A 22,301-nucleotide genomic window follows, 5' to 3' on the forward strand; every position below is an offset into this window, starting at 1 on the left:
AAATATAAATAAGAATATTTACTATTGGATTATTTATGGAATTTATACGTTTTAATTTTTTACATCAAGTGCATCACGGAGCGCATTTCCTACTAGCATAAAAGCCATTACTAAGCTCATAATAGCCATTCCAGGAATTATGGCCAAATAAGGTTTTCCTAAAATAATATAGTTATAGTGGTTTTTAATCATGGCTCCCCATGAAGGAGTAGGGGGCTGGGCTCCTATGCCAAGAAAACTCAAACCGCTTTCTATTAAAATAGCTCCCGCAAAATTAGCAGCAGAAATTACAATAATAGGGGCTACAATATTGGGCAGAATATGTTTAAAGATAATTCTAAGGTTAGAAAATCCTAAAGCTTTAGCAGCTTCTACATATTGTTGTTGTTTGGTGGTAATTACTTGTCCTCTTACTACACGAGCAACCTCTACCCACATTGTTAAACCAACAGCAATAAAAACTTGCCAAAAACCTTTTCCAAGAGCCAAGGTTATGGCAATTACGAGTAAGAGAGTAGGGATAGACCAAGTGATGTTGATAATCCACATGATAAAGGCATCTGTTTTTCCTCCAAAGTAGCCAGCAATAGCACCTATTGGAATACCAATAAGTAAGGAAATAAAAACGGCAATAAAACCTATAAAAAAAGAAATTCTTGTGCCAACTAATAACCTGCTTAGCAAGTCTCTTCCGTATTTATCAGTTCCCAAGTAAAAAGTTTTTTCCTTGATATATTTAGTAGGATTTTGATGAAGGGCACTTAGCGGATATGTTTTGGTTAAATGATCTGAAAATGTTACAATCTCAAGAGTATTTCCTTTAATGTTGTATGATTTTATAGGGATTTCCAAATCATTATGTTGGGTACCATTTAGTAAAATAGAAAAGAAAGATTCATTTTTCTTTTCTTTGGAAGGGATGCTAAGCATTTGAATAGAAAATCCAGGAGGTTTAGAATGAATTTCTAAATGCATTTGGTTAGAAGCATAACTATTGTCTGGTGCTAATAGATAGCAGAAAATTCCTATAAATCCACAAAAAATAATAAATAGTAAGCTAATAGTTCCCATAGTATTCTGAAGGAATTTTTTAAAAGCTAACTGACTGAGAGAGTTTGAGGAAATCATATCGTATTAAAAACTGGTAAATTCTTCATTTGTTTTTAAACCAAATCTTTTTCTAAACCAATAGATAACTAGGTATAAAATAGGAGTATCTAAAGCAGCAATGATGATTTTGAATAAGAAACCACTTAGTAGTAAGCTGGTAAAAATGCTCCAAGGTAGTACTTTAAAAGAGCATAATAAGAATAGTACGGTAAAGGTATCTATGAATTGAGAAGCAAAGGTAGAAAAATTATTACGTAGCCATAAATGTTTTCCTTTAGTGAGGTTTTTCCAATAATGGAAAATGCGAATATCAATAAATTGAGCAAATAAATAGGCAATCATAGAAGCAAATACAGCAAGGGGAGATAACCCAAATACTTTAGAGAAAATTTTAGTATCTATTGGAGAGTTGTCAATAGCAGGGGCGTGATTAGCAACTATGAGAATAAGCATTGAAAAGAAGGAGGCAAAAATACCAGCGATGACGACTTGATTGGCTTTCTTTTTTCCATAAATTTCAGAGAGAATATCGGTAATTAAGAAAGTAATGGGGTAGGGTAATATGCCTACAGAAATTTCAAAACGATATACACCAAAAGGATTCCAATAAAAGAATTTTTGAAAAATTAAATTAGAGGTAACCAATGAGGCTATAAAAAGAGCGGCTAGCACTAAATAGGTTAGTTGTGCTTGAGATTTTTGTTGCGCAGTCATGGGCACGAAAATAACAATTATTTGTCAGATTAAAATTCCTTATTTTTGCTAATTAACAAAAGAAGAACAAATCAATACTATATGAAAGCATATATATTTCCAGGTCAAGGTGCTCAATTCCCAGGAATGGGGTTAGACTTGTATGAACAATCACCATTAGCGCAAGGTTTTTTTGAAAAAGCAAATAGTATTTTAGGGTTTAGTATTACTGATATTATGTTTGAAGGTACTGCTGAAGAGCTAAAGCAAACTAAAGTAACCCAACCAGCTATTTTTTTACATTCAGTAATTTTGTCTAAAGTATTGGGCAATGATTTTAAGCCAGAAATGGTAGCAGGACATTCCTTGGGGGAATTATCAGCTTTAGTAGCGAATGGAGCATTATCTTTTGAAGATGGATTAAAATTAGTTTCTAAAAGAGCTTTGGCAATGCAAAAAGCATGTGAAGCGAAACCTTCTACAATGGCGGCAGTTTTAGGGTTAGAAGATAAGGTTGTAGAAGAGGTTTGCAATGATATTGAAGGAATAGTTGTGGCAGCTAATTATAATTGTCCAGGGCAATTGGTCATTTCAGGAGAAATAGAAGCTATAAATAAGGCTTGTGAAGCGTTAAAAGAAAAAGGAGCAAAGAGGGCATTGGTTTTGCCTGTTGGAGGAGCGTTTCATTCACCTATGATGGAGCCAGCAAGAGAAGAGTTGGCAGCGGCTATAGAAGCTACAGAGTTTACTACTCCAAGTTGCCCTATATATCAGAATGTAGTAGCGAAAGCAGTTACTGACCCTGTTGAAATTAAAGAAAACTTAATAATGCAATTAACAGCACCAGTTCGTTGGACGCAGTCAATTCAGCAAATGATAGCTGATGGGGGAACTGAGTTTATAGAGATAGGACCAGGAAAAGTATTGCAAGGATTAATGCGTAAAATAGATAGAAGCGTTACCGCAAATGGAGTTTCTGTGGAGCAATAGATATTAGATAAAGGAAGGAGTTTTACAAGCTCTTTCTTTTTTGATAAAATTAATACGCCTTTTAAATCATTATACAAAGAAGCTTAGCTTAAAAAAAATAGATTTGATTAAATATCAAATCTATTTTTTTTAGTATAAAAGTTTTAAGCTTGTTGTTGCATTTGCCATTTCCAAGCATCGGCTAAGGCTTCTTCAAGTGTTTTTTCAGTTTTCCAGTTAAGCTCTTTATTGGCAATTGTTGTATCAGCATAAGCAGCTGTAATGTCGCCCGCACGACGCGCAACGATTTTATAATTTAGAGGCTTTCCAGAGGCTTTTTCAAATGCTTTGATGACTTCTAGTACAGTGCTTCCAACTCCGGTGCCTACATTAAAAAATTCAAACTTTTGTTTGTTTTTTTTATCTAATAGACGTTGTAGTGCAGCAATATGGGCTTTGGCTAAATCAACTACATGAATATAATCTCTAATAGCAGTTCCGTCTGAAGTAGGATAGTCATTTCCAAAAACGGAAAGTTCTTCTCTAATTCCAGCGGCAGTTTGTGTAACAAAAGGAATTAAGTTTTGAGGAACCCCCAAAGGAAGTTCTCCTATTTTAACGCTTTCGTGGGCACCAATAGGATTGAAATAACGTAGTGCAATTGCATTTTTATTATTTGCAATGCAATTTTCTCGTATAATTTCTTCACCAATTTGCTTCGTATTTCCATAAGGAGATTCCGCAGGCTTTATAGGCGCATTTTCAGTAATAGGTAGCTTGTCAGCTTGTCCGTAAACAGTACAAGAAGAACTAAAAATAAAATTATCAATATTTCTTTTTTTCATTTCTTGCAGTAAATATACAAGAGTACCTATATTATTTTCATAATAATCTAATGGCTTTTCTACGCTTTCGCCTACAGCTTTTGAAGCAGCAAAATGAATAATGCCATCTATAGGGTTGTTTTCAAAAAATGTGGCTACATCATCTTTGATTCGTAAATCTAGTTGATGAAAATCGGGTTTGATTCCTGTTATGGCAGTAATATTATCTAAAACACTAAGCCTAGTATTGGATAAATTATCGATTATAATAACATCAAAGCCTGCTTTTTGTAACTCGACAACGGTATGGGAACCTATGAATCCTAAGCCGCCTGTTACTAAAATTTTTTTCATATTGAAGGGGTTTTTTTAAGTTACTTTATAAAATCTAAAACAGTTTTAGTAATAAACATTAATTGATCTTCATCAAGTTCAGTGTGCATTGGTAAAGAAATTACCTCATCAATTAATTGGTTTGTTACAGGAAAATTAGTTTCAGTATAACGCTTGTCTTGGTATGCCTTTTGAGCATGCAAAGGAACTGGATAGTAAATAGCGTTAGGAATATTGTTTTCTAATAGATATTGGTGTAGCTCATTACGTTTTCCGTTAGTAATACGCAAGGTATATTGATGGAAAACATGAGAGGTAAAACTACTAGTTATTGGGGTAATGATATGAGGATTATCTTTAAAAGCATTTGTGTAATAATCAGCCGCTTTTCTACGAGCGTCACAATAGCTATCTAATAAAGGGAGTTTTGTTTTTAAAACGGCTGCTTGAATACTATCTAAACGAGAGTTTACACCAACTACGTCATGATAATAGCGTTTATACATTCCATGGTTTACAATTCCGCGGAGCGTATGAGCAAGCTCATCATCATTGGTGAAAATAGCGCCACCATCACCGTAGCAGCCGAGGTTTTTAGATGGAAAAAAAGAAGTTGTTCCAACATTTCCCATAGTTCCAGCTTTCTTTTTAGTACCATCTGAAAAAGTATAGTCAGCTCCTATTGCCTGAGCGTTGTCTTCAATGACGAATAGCCCATGCTCTTTAGCAATTTCTAAAATGCGCTCCATATTAGCGCATTGCCCAAATAAATGAACAGGCACAATGGCTTTGGTCTTAGGGGTAATGGCTTTTTTTAACGCGTCAATGCTTATATTATAGGTATCTGGTTCAACATCTACTAATACAGGGGTGAATTTTAATAATCCAATTACTTCTACAGTAGCTGCAAAAGTAAAGTCAGCAGTAATAACTTCATCCCCTTCTTCTAAACCGAGTCCCATCATTGCTATTTGTAAAGCGTCTGTGCCATTAGCACATGGAATCACATGTTTTACACCCAAGTATTTTTCTAGGTCGGTCTGAAATTCTTTAACGTACGGTCCGTTTATATAAGTGGCAGAGTCAAGTACTTCTTGTATGCAAGCATCTACCGTACTTTTTATATGTTGGTATTGACCAGGAAGGTCAACCATTTGTATTTTTCTCATAAAATATGATTTTAAAGAAGGTCAAAAATACGAACAATCTTCGATTGATTTTATATGATTAGGGAAATTAATTAAAGCAATGATCTTTTAATGAAATATTGTTATTTTATATGATATGTTACGCCAATATTTAATGAGTTGGAATGATATAATTTATTGTTGAATAATTCTCCATTGAGATGTAAGAAATAATATTTTAAAAACTGTAAATTGATTTGAGCTCTAAACCTAGAGAAGCCTCCTGAGTAACTGTCAGCAAAATACATTCCATCTAGAGAAATATTAGTACTATTATCTTTATTTCTAAAGAGATAATTAACCCCTCCTCCTCCAAAAGATTGATTTTTGATCATAAAATAAGGAAATCCATTAACTCTATCAGCAGAACCTAGACTTGTAGATGCTTCTAAAGCAGCACCAAATTGATGATTTCCAAATAGATAAATTGGTTTGTTAGCAGAAGCTCCAAAAGTGAGATCTGTTTCGTGGTCTGTATAATAATTAGCTTCTGAATATATGCGGAAGTTAGTTTTGTTTTTAAAGTTTCTTTCTACATAAAGGCCTAATTGATTTCTATAGATATCTTTACGATATGCAATTTCATTTTTTACAGGGTATAAGTCGTAATTTAATGAAATAAAGGAATTTCTTATATTGTAATTACCTTTTAAGGCCAATTGGTAATAATAGCGACTTTTATTTGTTTCAGCTCTTAATCTAGCAGCATAATTAATTTTATTGCCTCCTGTTTTTGAGTTTTTAAATTCATATTGGAGCCCATATAAGGTTTGTTCTGTATGATTAAACTCAGAGGTAATTAATGTGCTTGTAGCTGAAATATTATGAGTTGCTAATTTTTCAGTTACCAAACTATAGGTCATTGATCTATCAAAATAATCAATATTACTTTTGTTAGTGTTGATAAATCCATGAAGGTTAATAGCATCCCCGCTTTCAATGGTAACTAGAACTTGTTCTTTTTCTTTGTTTAAAAGATATGTTCCGTGATTAATAAGAATGTCTTTTCTCAAGGGAAGTTCTTGGTAGCTAAAAACTTTATTTAATTCTTTCTGTGTTTTATCATAGTCTTTATAATCATTATTTATTGTAGAAGCAATTAACCAAGATTCTTTGAATTTATTTCTAGTTAAATAAATATCACTCATTGTTTTCTTAGCTAGGTCATCATTAGGGTGCTCTTTAATATGCTGAGCATAAAACTCTTTAAGCTCGTCATAAAGTTTGGCGTTGAATAACCAATATAACTTAGTATCAATGGTTATTTTGTCAGTAAGTTTTGCCCATGCTATTGCTTTCTGAATTTGTTCTTTTTCATAGAAAAACCAAGCAATGCTTTCTGCTATTTCTTTATAGTCATCAGAAGGTTCTAATATTTCCAATACGGCAAGTGTTTCTGGTAAGTTATTCCACAGTAAATTTGAAATGTAAGAAGTTTTGTTTGCTACAGTAGGTTCTAATTCAGCAATTAGTTTTAGTTTACTAGTAATGGCTATACTATTATTTTCTGTATTAAAGTTCTTTACATATGCTTTTAGTAATAAGAGCTTTATTTCGGGGTTATTGGTTGTTAATATTTGTCGCTCAAGCCATTTTTCATTGTCTCCTTCGGTAATGTACCAAATTAATTTAGCAAGTTCTTTCGATAGGGCAGCTGTTTCGTAGTTTTGATTTATATAATAATAGTTTTCCAAATCAATCCAAAATTGCATTTCTCTTTTTAACCAACCAGCATATTTAGCATATAATTTCCATTTTTCTAAATCTATTGTTTTACTTAATAATAGTTCTTTACGAAGCGCTTTAATTTTTTCAGTAACCATAGTGTCAGAAAAACTTATTGTACTTCTAAAAGTAAGATCTTCTTGGTATTCTGAAGAGATTTTTTCAAAATCAACGATTTTTTTAGAAACTTTAGCTAACGGTATTTTGATAGATTGTTTTGCTGTTTTGACGTTGAACAAAGTTCCTTTTTGGAATGGAAGTGTGGTAAAGGGTATTTTGTTTTCTTTGAGGTATTTAGAAATTTCCTTTGTCCTTTTTTCTGAAATATACACAAACCAGTTTTGTGCTTCTAGATTATCGTTGAGGTTTTTTACACGGTAAAAGTCATGATCCTTATAGTGTTCAAAGTTGCTATTGCGGATATTCGCTACTCTAGTTCCTCCAGCTCTAACATCAAGGAATTCTGTAAAAGGATAATTTTTTCTATGCGTAGCTAAAATACTATCCATTGTTTGAAACATTCCTTTTAATCCTTTCGAATTTTTGGATCTCCAGTTAAGCGAAAGTTCATTTCTATATTTAAAGTGTCCTCTAACCTTATCATTATCCTTATTAGGAAATTGATATACATCATCGGGGTGTACAAAATGAGACCAAATTCCAGTGAATAAGTACACTGACTCTTTAATAAACCTTTTAGGGTCTTTTAAATAATATCCAGAGGTTGTTCTAGGCATCCCAAACATGTAATCAGAGTAAGGTTCAGGGTTGTATTCCCTATCACCTCCCTTTGTAAAAGTTCCTTCGTAACTACTACACATATATTTTATAGAAGGAAGGAACTTACTTAAAGACTCAATACCCATTTTATCAATATAGTTAGATGGAGGAATGTAGGAAGCAGGTAACCTTTCGTATTCATTCAATACCCATTTTTTCTTTACAGATAAAAGCGCGATATCAATATTTTTAGGATTCCAATCCCTTTTAAGTAAAGAGACGTGATTGTAGCCATGAATTCCAAGCTCATGTTTTTTTGCTAAAAAATCTTTAGTAATTAGGTGAGGAACAGACGCATTATGGTGCCTTGTTCTTTCCCATTCTCTAAAGAAAAATGGAGGATGCGTGTTTTCTTCATAATTAAAAATTATAGTAGCAGTATATATAATATTGTGTTTTTTTGCCAAGGTAACCATATCTGGCCACCAAATATCGTTTACAAATTCTTGATTGGTAATATTGTATTCTGTTGATATAGGTTCTTTCCTGAAAGAATATATGGGACTAGGAAAATCATCTAAGAAAAAAGCAGCTACACTAGCTATAGGGTATGGAACTCCTTCTAATGTAGATAAGAGAGATGCGAACAATATACCTCTTTCATGTTTTGCTATTACCACTCCAGAGTTATAAAAAATTACTTTTCCTAAACCAACTTTATTCTGAATGATGACAGGATATTTTTTTTCATTTGCTGCATATGCTAGTACCTCAATATCTTTTTTAAAACTTTTTAAATCAAGACCGTAATGAATGTTTTTTTTATGGGAAATTACATTATTTATATTAGGGATAAAGTTTTTTTGATACTTGATTCCTTTTGCGGTAGTATTGTAAGTATATTTTGATTCGTCTTTATCTAAACCAATTAAGTAGCCAAATCGCCTGTCTTCAATAAAATTGGGGATTATCAAGTTTCCTCCATTAGCAACAAATTTTAAAATTTTTTGAATAGCTTTCTCAGATATTTTTTTAGTATCATCAATACAAATAGCTTTGAGTGAAGTAGGAATGATGTATTTTTCATCATTTAAATCTGTAAGTTTTATTGTAGCAAATGGAATTTTGGTATAATCACATACTATTTTTGCGCTTTCATAAGGCCAATTCACAATGGTGTCTTTTTCATTGATTAGATAACCGATTAAAGGAGTAGTGCTTTTTAAGAAATAGTCACTTGTCGTATATTTCTTTCTTGAAGTATCTTTTTGAGAATCGGTTACTCCCAGCTTTTTATCTGAAAATATATTCCCATTTAATACTAAAAACATTAATAGTAAACTCGCTGATATTTGTATAATTAAAAAGCCTTTTTTCATAATCTTTTATCTAAGAAGAGCATTTCATTAATATGACTGCTACTCTTTTTGTTAATGATTTCATAGATAATCAACTTATCTGTTTTGGTGTATAAGTTGATTTTTCTACCCCTCTTTTTTAATGTAGTTATTATATGATTATTTGTTTTGAGTTGATCAGAACTAGTAATTTTTAAAGCTTCATTAAAGTTTTTATCAGTACCCAAAATTTCAAATAAGAAAATACTGTTTGGTAAAATTATGCTGGGATTATTTTTCATAAAATCATCGTCTTTAATGTTTTTATGATAAATAGAATCCCTTTGCAAGTATTCAGTATTAAATTCATGGTAATTGAGAAAAAGATGTTTGTTTTTACTAAAATCTATCATTTTTCCGTTTCCAACTACAGCATAGGTATAGGGGAGGTGTTCTGTAGTTATATTATTGTATATTTTTAGAAATTGTCTATTGGTTTCATTTAAAGCTTTAATATCCTCAAAAATACCTTTTTGAGTACTAGGAAGATATACCAAGCATAAAAAGGCGGCAGCATATGTAATGATTGTTTTTATTTTAAAAGCTTTTGTTCGTATAAGGCTAATAAGGTTATGAAGATTTAACCCAATGATTATTGGAGTAAATATTTTAAAAGTTAATAGAAGTGAATTTTCATTAATTAAATAGTGATTTACTCGGTATAATAATATATAAAAAAGATATAGTGCAGAGACTAATAAAAGAATGTTGTTTTTTCTTATGAAACTACTTGTTATTCCAATAAAACAGAAGAATATAGACCATTTTATGATGGTTAGATATGCAGTACTGATATCGGATATTTTAACGAAATCAGAGGCATTGATAAAACTGTTTTTAATGAAAAATAATGGATCAAAATACTCATGTTCATATAATAGAAAATGAGATACAATGATGCATATAGCAGGAAATAAGAAAGATAAGGTTAATACTGTTTTCTCTTTGATTTTTTTCTCAGAGTTATAAAGGATTGTAAATAATAAGAAAGGGAAAAATATGATTAAAAAATCAGAAAATGAAATTAAAAAGCAAGCTGTAGAAATAAGGCTTGTATAAATTATAATTGATTTAGCACTTCGATAAAAAGGGTTATTGTTTGTTAAAAGAATCAAAAGAGGAAATGATATAGACAATACCGATAAAATAGAATGGTGCTTGAGTATAAAATGTATGCTAGATGGAGATATGCTTACCGTTCCTATAAAAATAATGGCTGTAAAAATAGGAATGATGAGTCTTTCTTTTACATTGGATTTTTTTACAATCCAGTAGGCTAAAACAGAAAGAAGAATTGTTTGGATAATTCCAAAAGTTTGTAGTGCAATTTCAGGACCTACTTTTAGTGTTTTGCTATACAGGTCAACAAGAGCAAATTCTCCTGTTTCTGTATGGTCTAAATTAAACCATTTTTGATCAGATATTGAAAGTAATTTTTCTAGATCGTAAAACCAATCTTCAGAAAATAAATACGCATCATTCGTATAAAAGGTAACTCTTGAAAAAAGAGCTGTAATAATTATAAAAACAACAGCCAGTAAATCATGAGTCTCTTGTTGAGAGAGTTTTTTGTCTGAAAAATACAACTTTATAGAGTGCCATTTATGAGGTTCTTCTATAAAACCAATAGCTTTCAATGTTAATGTATCAAAGTTGCTCTTTAAAGATTGGTAAATTTGAGCAGGTCCGACAAAATTATGTATATCGAAAATAAAGAAAATGAAAATCAGAAAAATATAATTAAAAAAAGCATAGTTTTCAAGGTGGACCAAAAAAAATATAATGATTACACTTATACTAGTATATTTACTAATGTTAATAGCCAAAAAATCAGAAAAAAATCTTTCTTTTTTTTGATTTATATTCTTACTGAAAAAATAAAATAGTATTCCTATTAACGTAAATCTCATTACACTAAGGAATAAACTAGTTTGGAGAGATGTCATTTTACTTTAATTAAATGTTGGTTTTCTTTGTAGGTCAATTTGACCTATAAATAAATTCCAGTTATGTCTTTTTAGTTTTCTTTTGATTTTTCTATACTTTCTTTTATTATTGGTATATTCTATTAGTAAAAAAGGGATTTTATATTCGCATTCTATTTTTTGTAAAGCTTTTATAATTCTCTTTCTTTCTCTTCTTTTTCGAAATTTATATTCTTTATGTTGAAAATCGTAGTTTGTTATTACTGATTCTATAGCAACAGAATTCACATAAGGATGTGTGTATTCAACAAGAGGGAGCCCTGCGTTTTGCATTAAATAAATGGTAGGGAAATTACTCTTGATTGTAGCTAAAAACTCAACTAATTTTTTTTGAAGATGTTTCTGTTTTCCATAAGGTCCATAGTTGTCAATATTGTCAAGAAAGAGCCCGTCGAATCCTTTTCTCAACTTTTCTTGAATATTTTGTAAAAGAATATGTTGAAGAGGTTTTTGTTCTAGATCAAGATAATAGCTATTCCAAGTAGTATTTTTACCTTGCAATGTATATTTTTTGGCTTCTTTATAAAAAGACACATATTGATGAACCTCTCCAAGAGAAATATAGCATAAAACGTTGTCGTTTTTCTTTTTTATTTCAGAAACTTCTTCTTTGGTATAATGAGCTTCTTCAAGGATTACGTATTTAAAATCAACTATTTGTTGCACAGGTACTTTCCCGTAACACAGAAAAATGTTGTCCTTTCCAGAATTAGAAAAAATCTTTGATGATAATAAAAAGGTAATAGACAAAATCGAGTATTTAATAAGACGTATAATAATCAATGTTTTTTAAAATGTTTATATTTTCTTTGAATGTTAGGCCAGCAAAGAGTATTGCTCCTATTAGTAGGCCGTAAACGCTATCTTCGTAATAAAAAAATCTACTTAAAAAGAAGCCAGAAATAATATTAGTAATACAGGCTATAAAAAGTATTTTTACAACAGTCCGTTGTTTTTTTAAGAATGTTAAATAAGAAGTGTTTAATATACCCCAGCACACAAAAAAGTAGGCAATGGTACTTATTTGTGCTATTTTTATGTTAATAGCTTCTATCGGCTCCGCAAAATAATGATTATACCCCCATTCTCCATAAATTATATATTGCACAAAAATGTAAAAAGGAATTGAAGTAAGTATTAGCAAACCAATATTTCTTAAGTAAATTTTGTAAATACTTTTTTGATAAGATTTGATATCAATAAATTTTGTATGATGCCTTGTTTTATTCAGCTTTGTGATAAAAAAAGTATTGCTATATTCTATGGATCCTGCTAGTAAAAAAAAGAAAATAATAGAAATATCCATACCTATTTCATAATCTTTTTCATATAAAACAGGAAAGAAAAAATTACTTGTTTTATAGTTAGACCATGCTACTATTCGATCAATGAAAAAGAATAGGTTAATGAGTGAGCCATACAAAAAGAAATAAATATTATTATAAAAAAGTGCTCCTTTGGTATATCTTTTTCTCTTTGTTTTTTGAATTTTTTTAGACTTAAAATAAAAGAAAATAAAACCAAGTACCATAGTTATAGCTAGTAATAAACCAATGAAATGGATTTGATATATACTTACATGCTGCCTTTTGGCTAAATAAATACCTAAAAGAGTAGGGAAAGTTATTGATATAAATATAACAATACGGCTTTTTAATACATGGAGAGGCGCAAAAACTAAAAACAATACACCAATTAGAAAAGCGTAAATTGATGTAAAAAATACCATAGAAAAAGGATATATAGGTACTAACAGATTAAATATAATGATTATAGAGAGGCAAGTTGCTAAAAATAAAACTCCTTGCTTTATAAGAAAAAAAGTCATTCTTCTTACCATTTCAAAATCTTTCAAATAATAATGTTTGGAAACCTCGCTACCTACTACTTGTATGATACCGCCGCTTAATACCATCCCTAATATAATGCCTAAAATAACAGCCGTTGATTGTAGTTGATTAAAGCCAACAAAAGCATAAAGAGATAGTCCAAATATTATAATAGTTGCCAGTTGAATAACTAAAGTAAGTAAAGAAGAGGTATTTGATAAATAAGATTTAACGAAGAGTATTACCTCATGCAAAAAACCTTCCTTTTCTTTTTTTACGTTTGAATCTTTTCGAATTTCTTCTTGATTTTTTAGGTCTTTATAAAGATCAGATCTTAGCTCTTTAAAAATTTTAGTAGCGAGTTCTCTAATATCTTTAAAATCATATTCAACAGGAATATTTTTATCCTTTAATCCAAAAGATTCAATAATAGCAACCACAACATCAATAGAAACAGGTTTTCCTATCCTACTTCGTATTTGATCAAAAAGTTCGTTATAGTTTTCCGTGTAATTATTCAGCATAAGACTCAACCTTTTTCACAACCATTGAAGCGCTTTGTAAATTTAGGTATAGATCTTCATATGTTCTCATAATCTTATCTATAGTGAAATGCTCAAGAACCCTTTTTCTTGCATTTTGCCCCATTTGAAGCCTTATTTCTTTATTTTGTAATAGATAGATTACCTTATTTCCTAAATCTTCAAACTTTTTGGGCTGGCATATAAAACCAGTAGTATCTGTAATGGCCTCACTCACACCACCAACATCTGTTGCCACAACAGGAACTCCACAACTCATGGATTCTATTACTGTATAAGGGAAACCCTCTGAAATAGAGGTTAATATAGAAATGTCACCTTCTAAGAAAGCCTTATTAGGAGCACTATGATGCCCAGCAAGAATAAAACTATCTGTAAGTTCGAGCTCTTTAATGAGTTTATTACACTCTAAAGTGTATTCAGGAACGGCATTCTTATCTCCATACACGAGAAAACGTATATCTGGGATGGTCTTTTTTACATGACCACATGTCCTAATCATGGTAAGAATATCTTTTAAAGCAAATATTCTAGCAATGGCTACTACTGTGGGAGTGTCTTTAAGATGTTCTGGTTTTTTTCCACATGAAAATTTATGTTCATCTACTCCATTATAAATGATTTCAGATCTATCTTCTGATAAACCAAATTTAAATTCCCACGTGGTATTAAATATATTAACGGAAGTAACTTTATCAGATTTTGTAAAAGCTAATTTAGTAATTGTAGTAGAGCATCTAATCATTAAGTTTTTAATGAAAAATGAAAAAGGAGCACTATTTGCATAAATCATATGCTCTCTTATAAAGATACCATGTTCAGTACCCAAAACCAAGCTGCCATGTTCTTTTTTAGCAATTAAAGCAGGAATGACAGGAAACCCTGTAAGAGTAATATGAGCAATGTCAACTTCAGGAACGGGTATAGATAATGTCATTAACATTTTACTAAGCCATCTTAAAGAAAAAGAAATATCTTCTAACGTTATCTTTTCAATTTCTTCTAAAGAAGCGTCTATTAAAATAGTTTTAAACTCTTTCCAAACGGGCAAACTTTTTAATGTTTTATCATAATCGTGTTTTTTAAAATAGTCATAAAGATTGTAAACAGTCTGCTCTAAATGATCTAAATTAGGATGGTCAGCAATTAAGTTTTTAATAAGTATTCGAAAAAGAGGTATAAATTGTTGATTGATGACAAAATCAGTAGTGTTTAATTTTTTTTCAATAACTTCTTTATAGGAAATATTATAGTCTATGAGGTCAAAAGGGTGATCATACGCCCAAAGTGGGAGTTGAGTAACGCTTTTAATATTTTTACCAAGAAGATATCTAGGTTGACGCTCAAACTCTGAATTTAGTGAATATAAATGAAAATCAATGCCTCTAGTTAAGTTGCATAAAGTATGTGACCAACTAGATACACCTCCATAGTTATATGGATAGGTTCCCTCTGTTATAAGTAATACCCTTTTATTCATGCGAATATTTTTATAAATAATAAATAATTGATCGGGGGGAAATAAAGAGGGGAAGTATAAAAGTAAGTGAAAAAGAGCCCGTATGAAGGGCTGCTATTTTTGGTACTTTTTTTACTTCCAGTTTGCAAATCTAGCTTATGTTTGAATACTTTGAAATACCCAAAAGTACTGAAATATAATAGAGGATAACTACTTTTTTTTATAAGTATTTATACGTTACTATATGTGCGTATAAGTACGTTTTTATAGTGTAGGTGGTTTGTTTTTAGCTTCTTATGTTTTAAAAAAAAGGTGTAAATGATAGTTTTTAAAGGGGGGGGTGTTGAGTAATTTTAACGTATTGTTAAGATTTTTATTGGTTTTTTTTAAGGAAATGTAAAGACGAAAAACTTCTCGCGTAGCTTCTTTTTTTTTAGAAATACGTAAAACTACTATCTTTGGTTAAAAACGAATGATATGAAATATGTAATAAGATTTCTGTTTATGTTAATTGCTTTATTGTTGATTATTGGTTGGGGAATATCTGAATGGTTTGAGCCAAAATATAAGGGGGAGTTGCTACTTGAAGGAATATCAAAGCAAATTGAAGTGTATTATGATGAAGTAGGGGTTCCTCATATCAATGCATTTAATCAGAAAGATGCTTATGTAGCTTTAGGGTATGTGCATGCGCAAGATAGATTATGGCAAATGGAGTTGGTAAGAAGAATTTCGGCAGGGCGGTTGTCAGAAATTTTTGGAAAGGAATTACTAAAGGTAGATATGTTTTTCTCAGGATTAGGTATTGAAGAGGCTTCAGAGAAAACAATACTTAATTTAGATAAAGATTCTGATGCTTATGTCTTGGCTAAAGCATATTTAAAAGGGATAAACCAGTTTATAGAGGAGGGAAGAACGCCTTTAGAGTTTTATTTATTGGGGATTGAAAAAGAGAAATATACAATGAAAGATATTTATAACGTATTTGGTTATATGGCTTTTAGTTTTGCGGCAGCTCATAAAACGGATCCATTATTGACGGAAGTTAAAGAAAAATTAGGAGCGAAGTATTTTAGAGAGTTGTTAGGTGGAGATTATGAAAATTTAACCTTGATAAAATCTAATAGCAAATATAAAAGGATTAAAGAGGAATATGTGAGTATGGTAAATATGCTTTATGAAAAATTGCCAATATCTCCTTTTATAGGAAGTAATTCATGGGTGATTGGAGCAGATAAAACAAGGAATGGAAAAGTGATTTTTGCGAATGATCCTCATATAGGCTTTTCACAACCCTCCGTTTGGTATCAATCACATATAAAAACGCCCAATTATGAAATGTATGGTTTTAATTTAGCATTAACTCCTTTTCCTTTGTTAGGTCATAATAGAAAATACGCCTATGGCTTAACAATGTTGGAAAATGACGATATAGACTTTTATTATGAAGAGAATAATCCAAATAATGATTTAGAATATAAGTTTGTTAATGAGTTTTTAAAATATGATTTGGTTGAGAAACGCATTGAGATAAAGGGAGAGAGAGATACGGTATATCAGCTGAAAGTAAGTAAACATGGTCCTGTGGTTAATGAGATGATAGATCAGTTAAATAATAGAAAACCAGTAGCGATGCAATGGATTTATACGGGGTTAGAAAATAAGTTATTAGAAGTGGGGTATGAAATATCGCATGCAACGTCGTTGCTAGAGTTTAAAGAAGGAGTAGGTAAGTTGCATGCTCCAGGGTTGAATATTATGTATGGAGACGCAGAGGGTAATATAGCTTGGTTTGCATCGGCAAAATTGTATCAGTATAGGGATTCATTATACACAAAAACTTTTTTAAATGGTGCTTCTGGGGAAGATGAAATTTTAAGATATTTAGATTTTAAGGAGAATCCAGAAGCAATAAATCCTAGTTGGAATTATGTGTATTCGGCTAATAATCAGTTTGATTCTGTTAAGGGAGAACTGTATCCGGGGTATTATTTAGTGGGGAGTAGAGCGAGGAGAATTGTTACATTGTTGGAGGAGAAAAATGATTTTACGAAGCAAGATGTTGGTAAGATGTTAAACGATGCTGTTTCTCCAGTAGTTTTAGAAATTGTAGATGAATTTATGAAAGTTTTAAAGAAGGAATCGTTTTCTGCTAGTGAAAAAAAAGCGATCTATATGCTTGATTCTTGGAGTGGTTACTATGGGGTGGATGAAGTAGGTCCTGTTGTTTATAATAGACTCGTTTATGAGTTTCAGAAAAATACTTTTCAAGATGAAATTGGGGCTGCTTTTTCTCAATTTGAAAACACTCCTTTTATGGAAAAAGTGCTGCCGGTACAGATAAAAAGAGGAAAATCTATTTGGTGGGATGATGTTACTACTAAAGATAAAGTTGAAAGTAAGGATGAGATTATAGTAAAATCGTTTAAAAAAGCGTTTTCTTTTCTTAAAAATCAATTAGGAGGAAATGTTGAAGATTGGAAATGGAAAAGGGTTGCTTTTGTAGAGCATGAGCATGTTATAGGAAAGGCAGGAGGCTTCTTAAAGAAATTGTTTAACGTTGGGCCTTTTAGAACAAATGGAGGAGATCAAGTGATTAATAACCAGATCTATAATATAGATAGTACGGGGTACTATAAAATTCATGCAGGGCCTTCTACGAGAAGAGTTGTTGACTTTTCAGATATAGATAATAGTTGGGGGATTTTACCTACAGGACAATCGGGGAATGTTTTTAGTAAATATTATAAAAATCAAGCAGAAGTGTATTTAAAGGGAGGGTTTGTGAAGATGAAGTTAAATCAAAAAGAAATAGAACAATCAAAAAATGTACTGCTTTTGAATCCGGTAGAAATTAAATAAAAAATATAAGAGAAAATGCAATGGACGTTTGGTGGTGCCCATTGCATTTTATGAGGTGATTTAAAGAGGTGGTTCTTTTAAATCTCTTTGTATATTTCGTTGAAAGGAATTCTAAAGCGATTTCCATAGACTCCTTCAGGCTTCCGAACGCCACAACTGATAATCATGTTTACCTCAGCTCCGTAAGGTAGTTTTAAGACTTGTTTTACACGTAACGAGTCAAAACCTTCCATAGGACAGGTATCATAGCCAACCGCTGCCATACTTGTCATAAAGTTTTGAGCGGCTAAAGCAGTACTTTTATGAGCAACAACTCTCATGTCTTTTGAACGGACTTGTCTATAAGTAGGTTTGAATAACCCTGTAGTTGAAACAAGTAAGTATTTAAGCCACCCGAAAATTCCTAAAAAATCGAAATAAGCAAAAGGGATGACTTTTTCGTAGTAATTTCGCGCAAATTTCTCCCTACGACTTTGTTGATTATCAGGTGTTTTAGGGAATAAATCGTCTATGTATGTCAGGTTTGCCTTGATACGTTTACGCCATAAATCTTTCCTGACAACAAAAACAACTAATTGCTGCGCTGTTTTTGCTGCATTTTGATTAAAGCAAAGAGGGGCTATTTGGTCAATGACCTCTTTGGAAGTAATGTGTAGAAATTCCCAAAGTTGCATATTGCTGCTGTTAGGAGAAAGACTAGCTTGTTTTATACAGTTTTTAACTACAGTGCTATCAAGTTTTTTTTCCGGGTCATAGATTCTAACGGAACGTCTATAATTGATGGCTTCTGAAACTGTTTTTTCTTTTATGTGGTCCATTTTAGTAATGTTTTTAATTGTTTTAGTTTTCCTTTATAAGGAGCATATTTAGTTGAAATATCTAGCCAATTTCCTCGTGTAACAACTCCTTTTTTATGTGAAAAAGAATCAAAAGAGTATTTTCCATGATAGCCCCCAATACCGCTTTCTCCAACACCTCCAAAAGGTATTCTATGATTCGCAAAATGAACGGCGGTGTCATTAATTGTTCCTCCTCCAAAAGAATATTTTGCAATCATTTTTTTAGCAAATGGCTTTTCTTGTGTAAATATATATAGTGCTAGTGGCTTATCATATTTGCTAAGAATGGTGTTAATATCTTGTTCGTTTTTATAGGAAATTAAAGGAAGTATTGGTCCGAATATTTCTTCTTTCATTACTTCACTATCAAGGCTAGGTTCATCGATTAAAGTCGGGGCTATATATCTATTATCTCTGTTTGTTTCTCCTCCAATTAAAATTGTTTGATTTTTTAGCATAGAAACTAGTCGATCAAAATTTCTAGTATTGATAATTTGAAGATAATCCTCTGACTTTTCAGGGTGTTCTCCGTAGGCATTGGAGAGTTCTTCTTTAAAGTGTTTGATAAAATCTTTTTTAACAGATTGATGCACCAATAAATAATCGGGGGCAATACAGGTTTGCCCACAGTTAATGAGTTTACCCCATATTAAGCGTTTTGCTGCTAGTTTGATGTTGGCGGTTTTATCAATAATACAAGGGCTCTTACCTCCTAGTTCTAAGGTGGTAGGGGTAATGTGTTCAGCAGCAGCTTTAGCTACAATTCTTCCTACAGAAACGCTGCCTGTAAAGAAGATGTAATCCCAGCGTAGAGCTAATAATTCTTGGGCTGCAGAAACGCCGCCTTCTACTACTGCAACATGATTTTTGTTAAAAACCGACTCAATGATTTCTTTAGTGATTTTACTTGTATGTGGGGTTAATTCTGAAGGTTTCAAAACAACGGTATTCCCCGCTGCAATAGCGCCAACTAAAGGAGCAAAAGCCAGTTGATATGGGTAGTTCCAAGGAGAAATGATTAAAACAGCGCCATATGGTTCCTTGTAAATTTTAGCAGAAGAAGGAAAATTGAGTAGAGAAGGTAAAACACGTTGGGGTTTTGACCAAGAATGAAGATTCTTAATAAGTAGCTTCAGTTCAGCTAGTACGATAGATGTTTCTGTGAGTATCCCTTCATATTTTGGTTTTTTGAAATCTTTATAAAGTGCTTCCAAAATATCATCTTCGCGTTTGATGAGTTCTTTTTGTAGTTTTTTTAAAGATGCTTTCCTAAAAGAAGTATCCTTTGTTTGTTGAGAAGCAAAATACTTCTTTTGTGATTGTACAAGTTTTACGATATCCATAAGATTAAATTTCTTGTAATATTTATTCGATATACCAAACTTTACTAGATAGGGGAATATAGTTGCCTGGCAGTAATTAATAATTTAAAAAGAGGTAACTGATAGAAGCACATTTAAGTTTTTCTATTTTTCAGAAGTTCTTTTTTAACAAGCTTTAAAGATACAAATTCTTAGCAAGCATCCCAAACCGGATCTTTAGGAAGAGGAGCTTCTATTTCTAGAGTTTCTTTGCTTACGGGGTGTGTGAATTGAATTTTTTTTGCGTGAAGATGGATGCTTCCATTTTTGTTACTTCTGCTGAAGCCGTATTTTAAGTCTCCTTTTATGGGAGATCCAATAGATGATAGTTGCGCTCTTATTTGGTGATGTCTTCCCGTTTCTAGGTCAATCTCTAATAAAGAATAATTGTCTAATTTTTTAATAACTCTATAGTGTAATATTGCTTTTTTACTACCGTTGATCTCTTTGATATAAGGAGTAGATTTATTGTTTTTTGGGTTCTTTTTTAGAAAATGGATTAAAGTGTTTGCTTCTTTAGAGGGGTTTTCTTTGGTAATAGCCCAATATGTTTTATGAATTGTTTTGTCTCGTAGCATTTTGTTTAAGCGTTCTAAGGCTTTTGAAGTACGGGCAAAAATAACAATTCCAGAGGTGGGTCTGTCTAGTCTGTGTACCACTCCGATAAATACATTCCCAGGTTTGTTGTATTTATCTTTGATGTATTCCTTAACAACTTCGCTTAAAGGTTTGTCTCCTGTTTTATCTCCTTGAATAATATCTCCAGCACGTTTATTTACAATAATGATATGATTATCTTCAAACAAAACATGTAGATTATTCTTCGTAGAATGCATTTTTAGAGCTTTTAGTTGTGGCTAGAATGATTATTTGAAATTGTCACGAACATCTTGGTTTACAGAATCGATAAAATCTAGAAATTCTTTACGTCCAAATCCGGTAGAAGAAGAAGTGATGAAAGAAGTAGGTAAGCTTTCCCAAAAATTTAATAACTTCTTTTTATAAGAGGTAATTTGTTTGTTTAGCTTAGAGCTCCCTAGTTTGTCAGATTTTGTAAAAACAATACAAAAAGGAATTTGATTTTCTCCTAAGAATTTCATGAATTCCAAGTCGATTTTTTGAGGATCATGTCTGCTGTCTATTAAAACGAATGTGCAAACTAATTGTTTTCTCTCTTTGAAATAGTTCTCAATAAAATATTGGAAAATAGTTCTTTTCTTTTTTGAAACCTGAGCATAACCATACCCTGGTAAATCAACTAAAAACCATTCTTCATTCACTTTGAAATGATTTATTAGTTGTGTTTTTCCAGGCTTTCCTGATGTTTTTGCAAGATCCTTTCGTTCCATTAACATATTAATTAATGAAGATTTACCCACATTAGATCTACCAATAAATGCGTACTCTGGTATGTTATCCTTGGGAGCCTTGGTAACATTGCTGTTACTCATAATGAATTCAGCAGATTTTATTTTCACGGATATGAGGTGTTTAGAGGTGTTAGATATTTCTTGAAGTAAACCAGTTTTCCAGAATCTGATTGAACTCTTCGGGTCTTTCCATCATTGCAGCATGACCGCATTTGTCAATCCAAAATAAATCAGAATCAGGTAGTAACTTGTTAAAGTCGTCAGCAACTTCAGGAGGAGTTACATTGTCTTGTTTGCCCCAGATTAAGCAGGTAGGTTGTTTCATTTCAGGAAGATCTTTTGCCATATTATGTCGAATAGCGCTTTTGGCTATGGCAAGAGTTCTTATAAGTGTGCTACGATTATTGATTACATTATAAACTTCGTCTATTAAGTCATTTGTAACAATTTCTGGATCGTAAAAAACATCACGTGTTTTATTAGCAACATACTCTTTGTCTCCGCGTTTAGGGTAGCTATCTCCCATTGAGTTTTCATACAAACCAGAGCTTCCCGTAAGTACTAGTGCTCCTACATCGTTTTTATGGTGTTTTGTATAATATAAACCTATATGTCCGCCAAGGGAGTTTCCTAGTAGAACAACATTTTTTAATTGTTTAAAAGTAATGAAATCGTGAAGGAACTTGGCTAAGTTCTTTACGTTTGTTTTTAATAAAGGAAGTGTGTATAAAGGTAATTCAGGGATTAAAACTTTGTACCCTTTTTGAGAAAAGTGATGAAAAGTTTTGTCAAAATTACTCAAAGCTCCCATTAATCCGTGTAATACGATGATTGGTTGCCCTTCACCTGCTTCTGCGTATGTAAATTTGCCTTCTGTCTTTAAATGTTCAGTCATGTATTTTCTAAGTTAGACTTAACGACAAATGTAGTTTTTTTTTGGAACATTTCCAGTTTTATTATTTAACAAGCTGTTTTGCTCTTTATTTATCGTATTTGTGGGAGAGCTCTTGAAAGGGTAAAACTTATTAACAAAGTGGGGTTAAGTGGTAAAAAGTGGTAATTTTTTTCTATTTTTGATTGATTGAAATAATATGAG

The 22,301-nt window shown here is 31.7% G+C and carries 16 protein-coding genes; 2 read left to right on the forward strand and 14 right to left on the reverse strand.

Annotated elements, in window-relative coordinates; translation table 11 throughout:
* Positions 1 to 51 precede the first annotated feature (51 nt).
* The gene (locus MARIT_RS02510) at positions 52 to 1,128 is read right to left on the reverse strand and encodes an ABC transporter permease (protein ID WP_100210666.1); all 1,077 of its coding nucleotides are present in this window, start codon (positions 1,126 to 1,128) and stop codon (positions 52 to 54) included.
* A 6-nt stretch (positions 1,129 to 1,134) separates the two neighbouring features.
* Positions 1,135 to 1,824 carry a queuosine precursor transporter gene (locus MARIT_RS02515; protein ID WP_100210667.1) on the reverse strand — a complete coding sequence of 230 codons (690 nt, stop codon included), beginning with the start codon at positions 1,822 to 1,824 and terminating at the stop codon, positions 1,135 to 1,137.
* A gap of 81 nt (positions 1,825 to 1,905) precedes the next feature.
* On the opposite strand from MARIT_RS02515, the gene fabD reads away from it, so the two are divergent.
* Complete coding sequence (fabD, locus tag MARIT_RS02520) at positions 1,906 to 2,793, forward strand: ACP S-malonyltransferase (RefSeq protein ID WP_024741362.1); 888 nt, start codon at positions 1,906 to 1,908, stop codon at positions 2,791 to 2,793.
* A gap of 143 nt (positions 2,794 to 2,936) precedes the next feature.
* On the opposite strand, the gene galE is transcribed toward fabD, so the two are convergent.
* The 7 genes from galE to pelF form a co-directional block, all read right to left on the reverse strand.
* Positions 2,937 to 3,950: a UDP-glucose 4-epimerase GalE gene (gene galE, locus MARIT_RS02525; RefSeq protein ID WP_024741361.1), complete on the reverse strand. Its 1,014-nt coding sequence runs from the start codon at positions 3,948 to 3,950 to the stop codon at positions 2,937 to 2,939.
* 20 nt (positions 3,951 to 3,970) lie between these two features.
* On the reverse strand, positions 3,971 to 5,098 hold the full coding sequence (locus tag MARIT_RS02530) for a DegT/DnrJ/EryC1/StrS family aminotransferase (RefSeq protein ID WP_024741360.1): 1,128 nt from the start codon (positions 5,096 to 5,098) through the stop codon (positions 3,971 to 3,973).
* Positions 5,099 to 5,199: 101 nt separating this feature from the next.
* Positions 5,200 to 8,940 carry a DUF2194 domain-containing protein gene (locus MARIT_RS02535; RefSeq protein ID WP_100210668.1) on the reverse strand — a complete coding sequence of 1,247 codons (3,741 nt, stop codon included), beginning with the start codon at positions 8,938 to 8,940 and terminating at the stop codon, positions 5,200 to 5,202.
* Positions 8,937 to 10,595 (reverse strand): hypothetical protein, encoded by a 1,659-nt coding sequence (locus tag MARIT_RS02540; protein ID WP_157926167.1) that lies wholly within the window; start codon positions 10,593 to 10,595, stop codon positions 8,937 to 8,939. The genes MARIT_RS02535 and MARIT_RS02540 overlap by 4 nt, the downstream gene beginning before the upstream one ends.
* A 315-nt stretch (positions 10,596 to 10,910) precedes the next feature.
* Positions 10,911 to 11,693: an endo alpha-1,4 polygalactosaminidase gene (locus MARIT_RS02545; protein WP_024741357.1), complete on the reverse strand. Its 783-nt coding sequence runs from the start codon at positions 11,691 to 11,693 to the stop codon at positions 10,911 to 10,913.
* A 10-nt stretch (positions 11,694 to 11,703) separates the two neighbouring features.
* A complete protein-coding gene (locus tag MARIT_RS02550; RefSeq protein ID WP_024741356.1) occupies positions 11,704 to 13,296 on the reverse strand; it encodes a polysaccharide biosynthesis protein in 1,593 nt (530 codons plus the stop codon).
* Complete coding sequence (pelF, locus tag MARIT_RS02555) at positions 13,286 to 14,794, reverse strand: GT4 family glycosyltransferase PelF (RefSeq protein WP_024741355.1); 1,509 nt, start codon at positions 14,792 to 14,794, stop codon at positions 13,286 to 13,288. Before pelF ends, MARIT_RS02550 begins: the two co-directional genes overlap by 11 nt.
* Positions 14,795 to 15,250: 456 nt before the next feature.
* On the opposite strand from pelF, the gene MARIT_RS02560 reads away from it, so the two are divergent.
* The gene (locus MARIT_RS02560) at positions 15,251 to 17,635 is read left to right on the forward strand and encodes a penicillin acylase family protein (protein WP_100210670.1); all 2,385 of its coding nucleotides are present in this window, start codon (positions 15,251 to 15,253) and stop codon (positions 17,633 to 17,635) included.
* Positions 17,636 to 17,712: 77 nt separating this feature from the next.
* Here MARIT_RS02560 and MARIT_RS02565 read toward each other — a convergent pair whose 3' ends face one another.
* The 5 genes from MARIT_RS02565 to MARIT_RS02585 all read right to left on the reverse strand — a co-directional run bounded on the left by MARIT_RS02565 (position 17,713) and on the right by MARIT_RS02585 (position 22,100).
* A complete protein-coding gene (locus MARIT_RS02565; RefSeq protein WP_038025616.1) occupies positions 17,713 to 18,453 on the reverse strand; it encodes a nitroreductase family protein in 741 nt (246 codons plus the stop codon).
* Positions 18,441 to 19,817 (reverse strand): aldehyde dehydrogenase, encoded by a 1,377-nt coding sequence (locus tag MARIT_RS02570; protein ID WP_100210671.1) that lies wholly within the window; start codon positions 19,815 to 19,817, stop codon positions 18,441 to 18,443. Before MARIT_RS02570 ends, MARIT_RS02565 begins: the two co-directional genes overlap by 13 nt.
* 170 nt (positions 19,818 to 19,987) lie before the next feature.
* Positions 19,988 to 20,671 (reverse strand): RluA family pseudouridine synthase, encoded by a 684-nt coding sequence (locus MARIT_RS02575; protein ID WP_100210672.1) that lies wholly within the window; start codon positions 20,669 to 20,671, stop codon positions 19,988 to 19,990.
* A 30-nt stretch (positions 20,672 to 20,701) separates the two neighbouring features.
* Entirely contained in the window at positions 20,702 to 21,313 is a 612-nt protein-coding gene (yihA, locus tag MARIT_RS02580) for a ribosome biogenesis GTP-binding protein YihA/YsxC (protein ID WP_024741350.1), read from the reverse strand.
* Positions 21,314 to 21,335: 22 nt separating this feature from the next.
* Positions 21,336 to 22,100 (reverse strand): alpha/beta fold hydrolase, encoded by a 765-nt coding sequence (locus tag MARIT_RS02585; protein WP_100210673.1) that lies wholly within the window; start codon positions 22,098 to 22,100, stop codon positions 21,336 to 21,338.
* Positions 22,101 to 22,301: the final 201 nt, after the last annotated feature.

This window comes from Tenacibaculum maritimum NCIMB 2154 (assembly GCF_900119795.1).
GTDB lineage: Bacteria > Bacteroidota > Bacteroidia > Flavobacteriales > Flavobacteriaceae > Polaribacter > Polaribacter maritimus.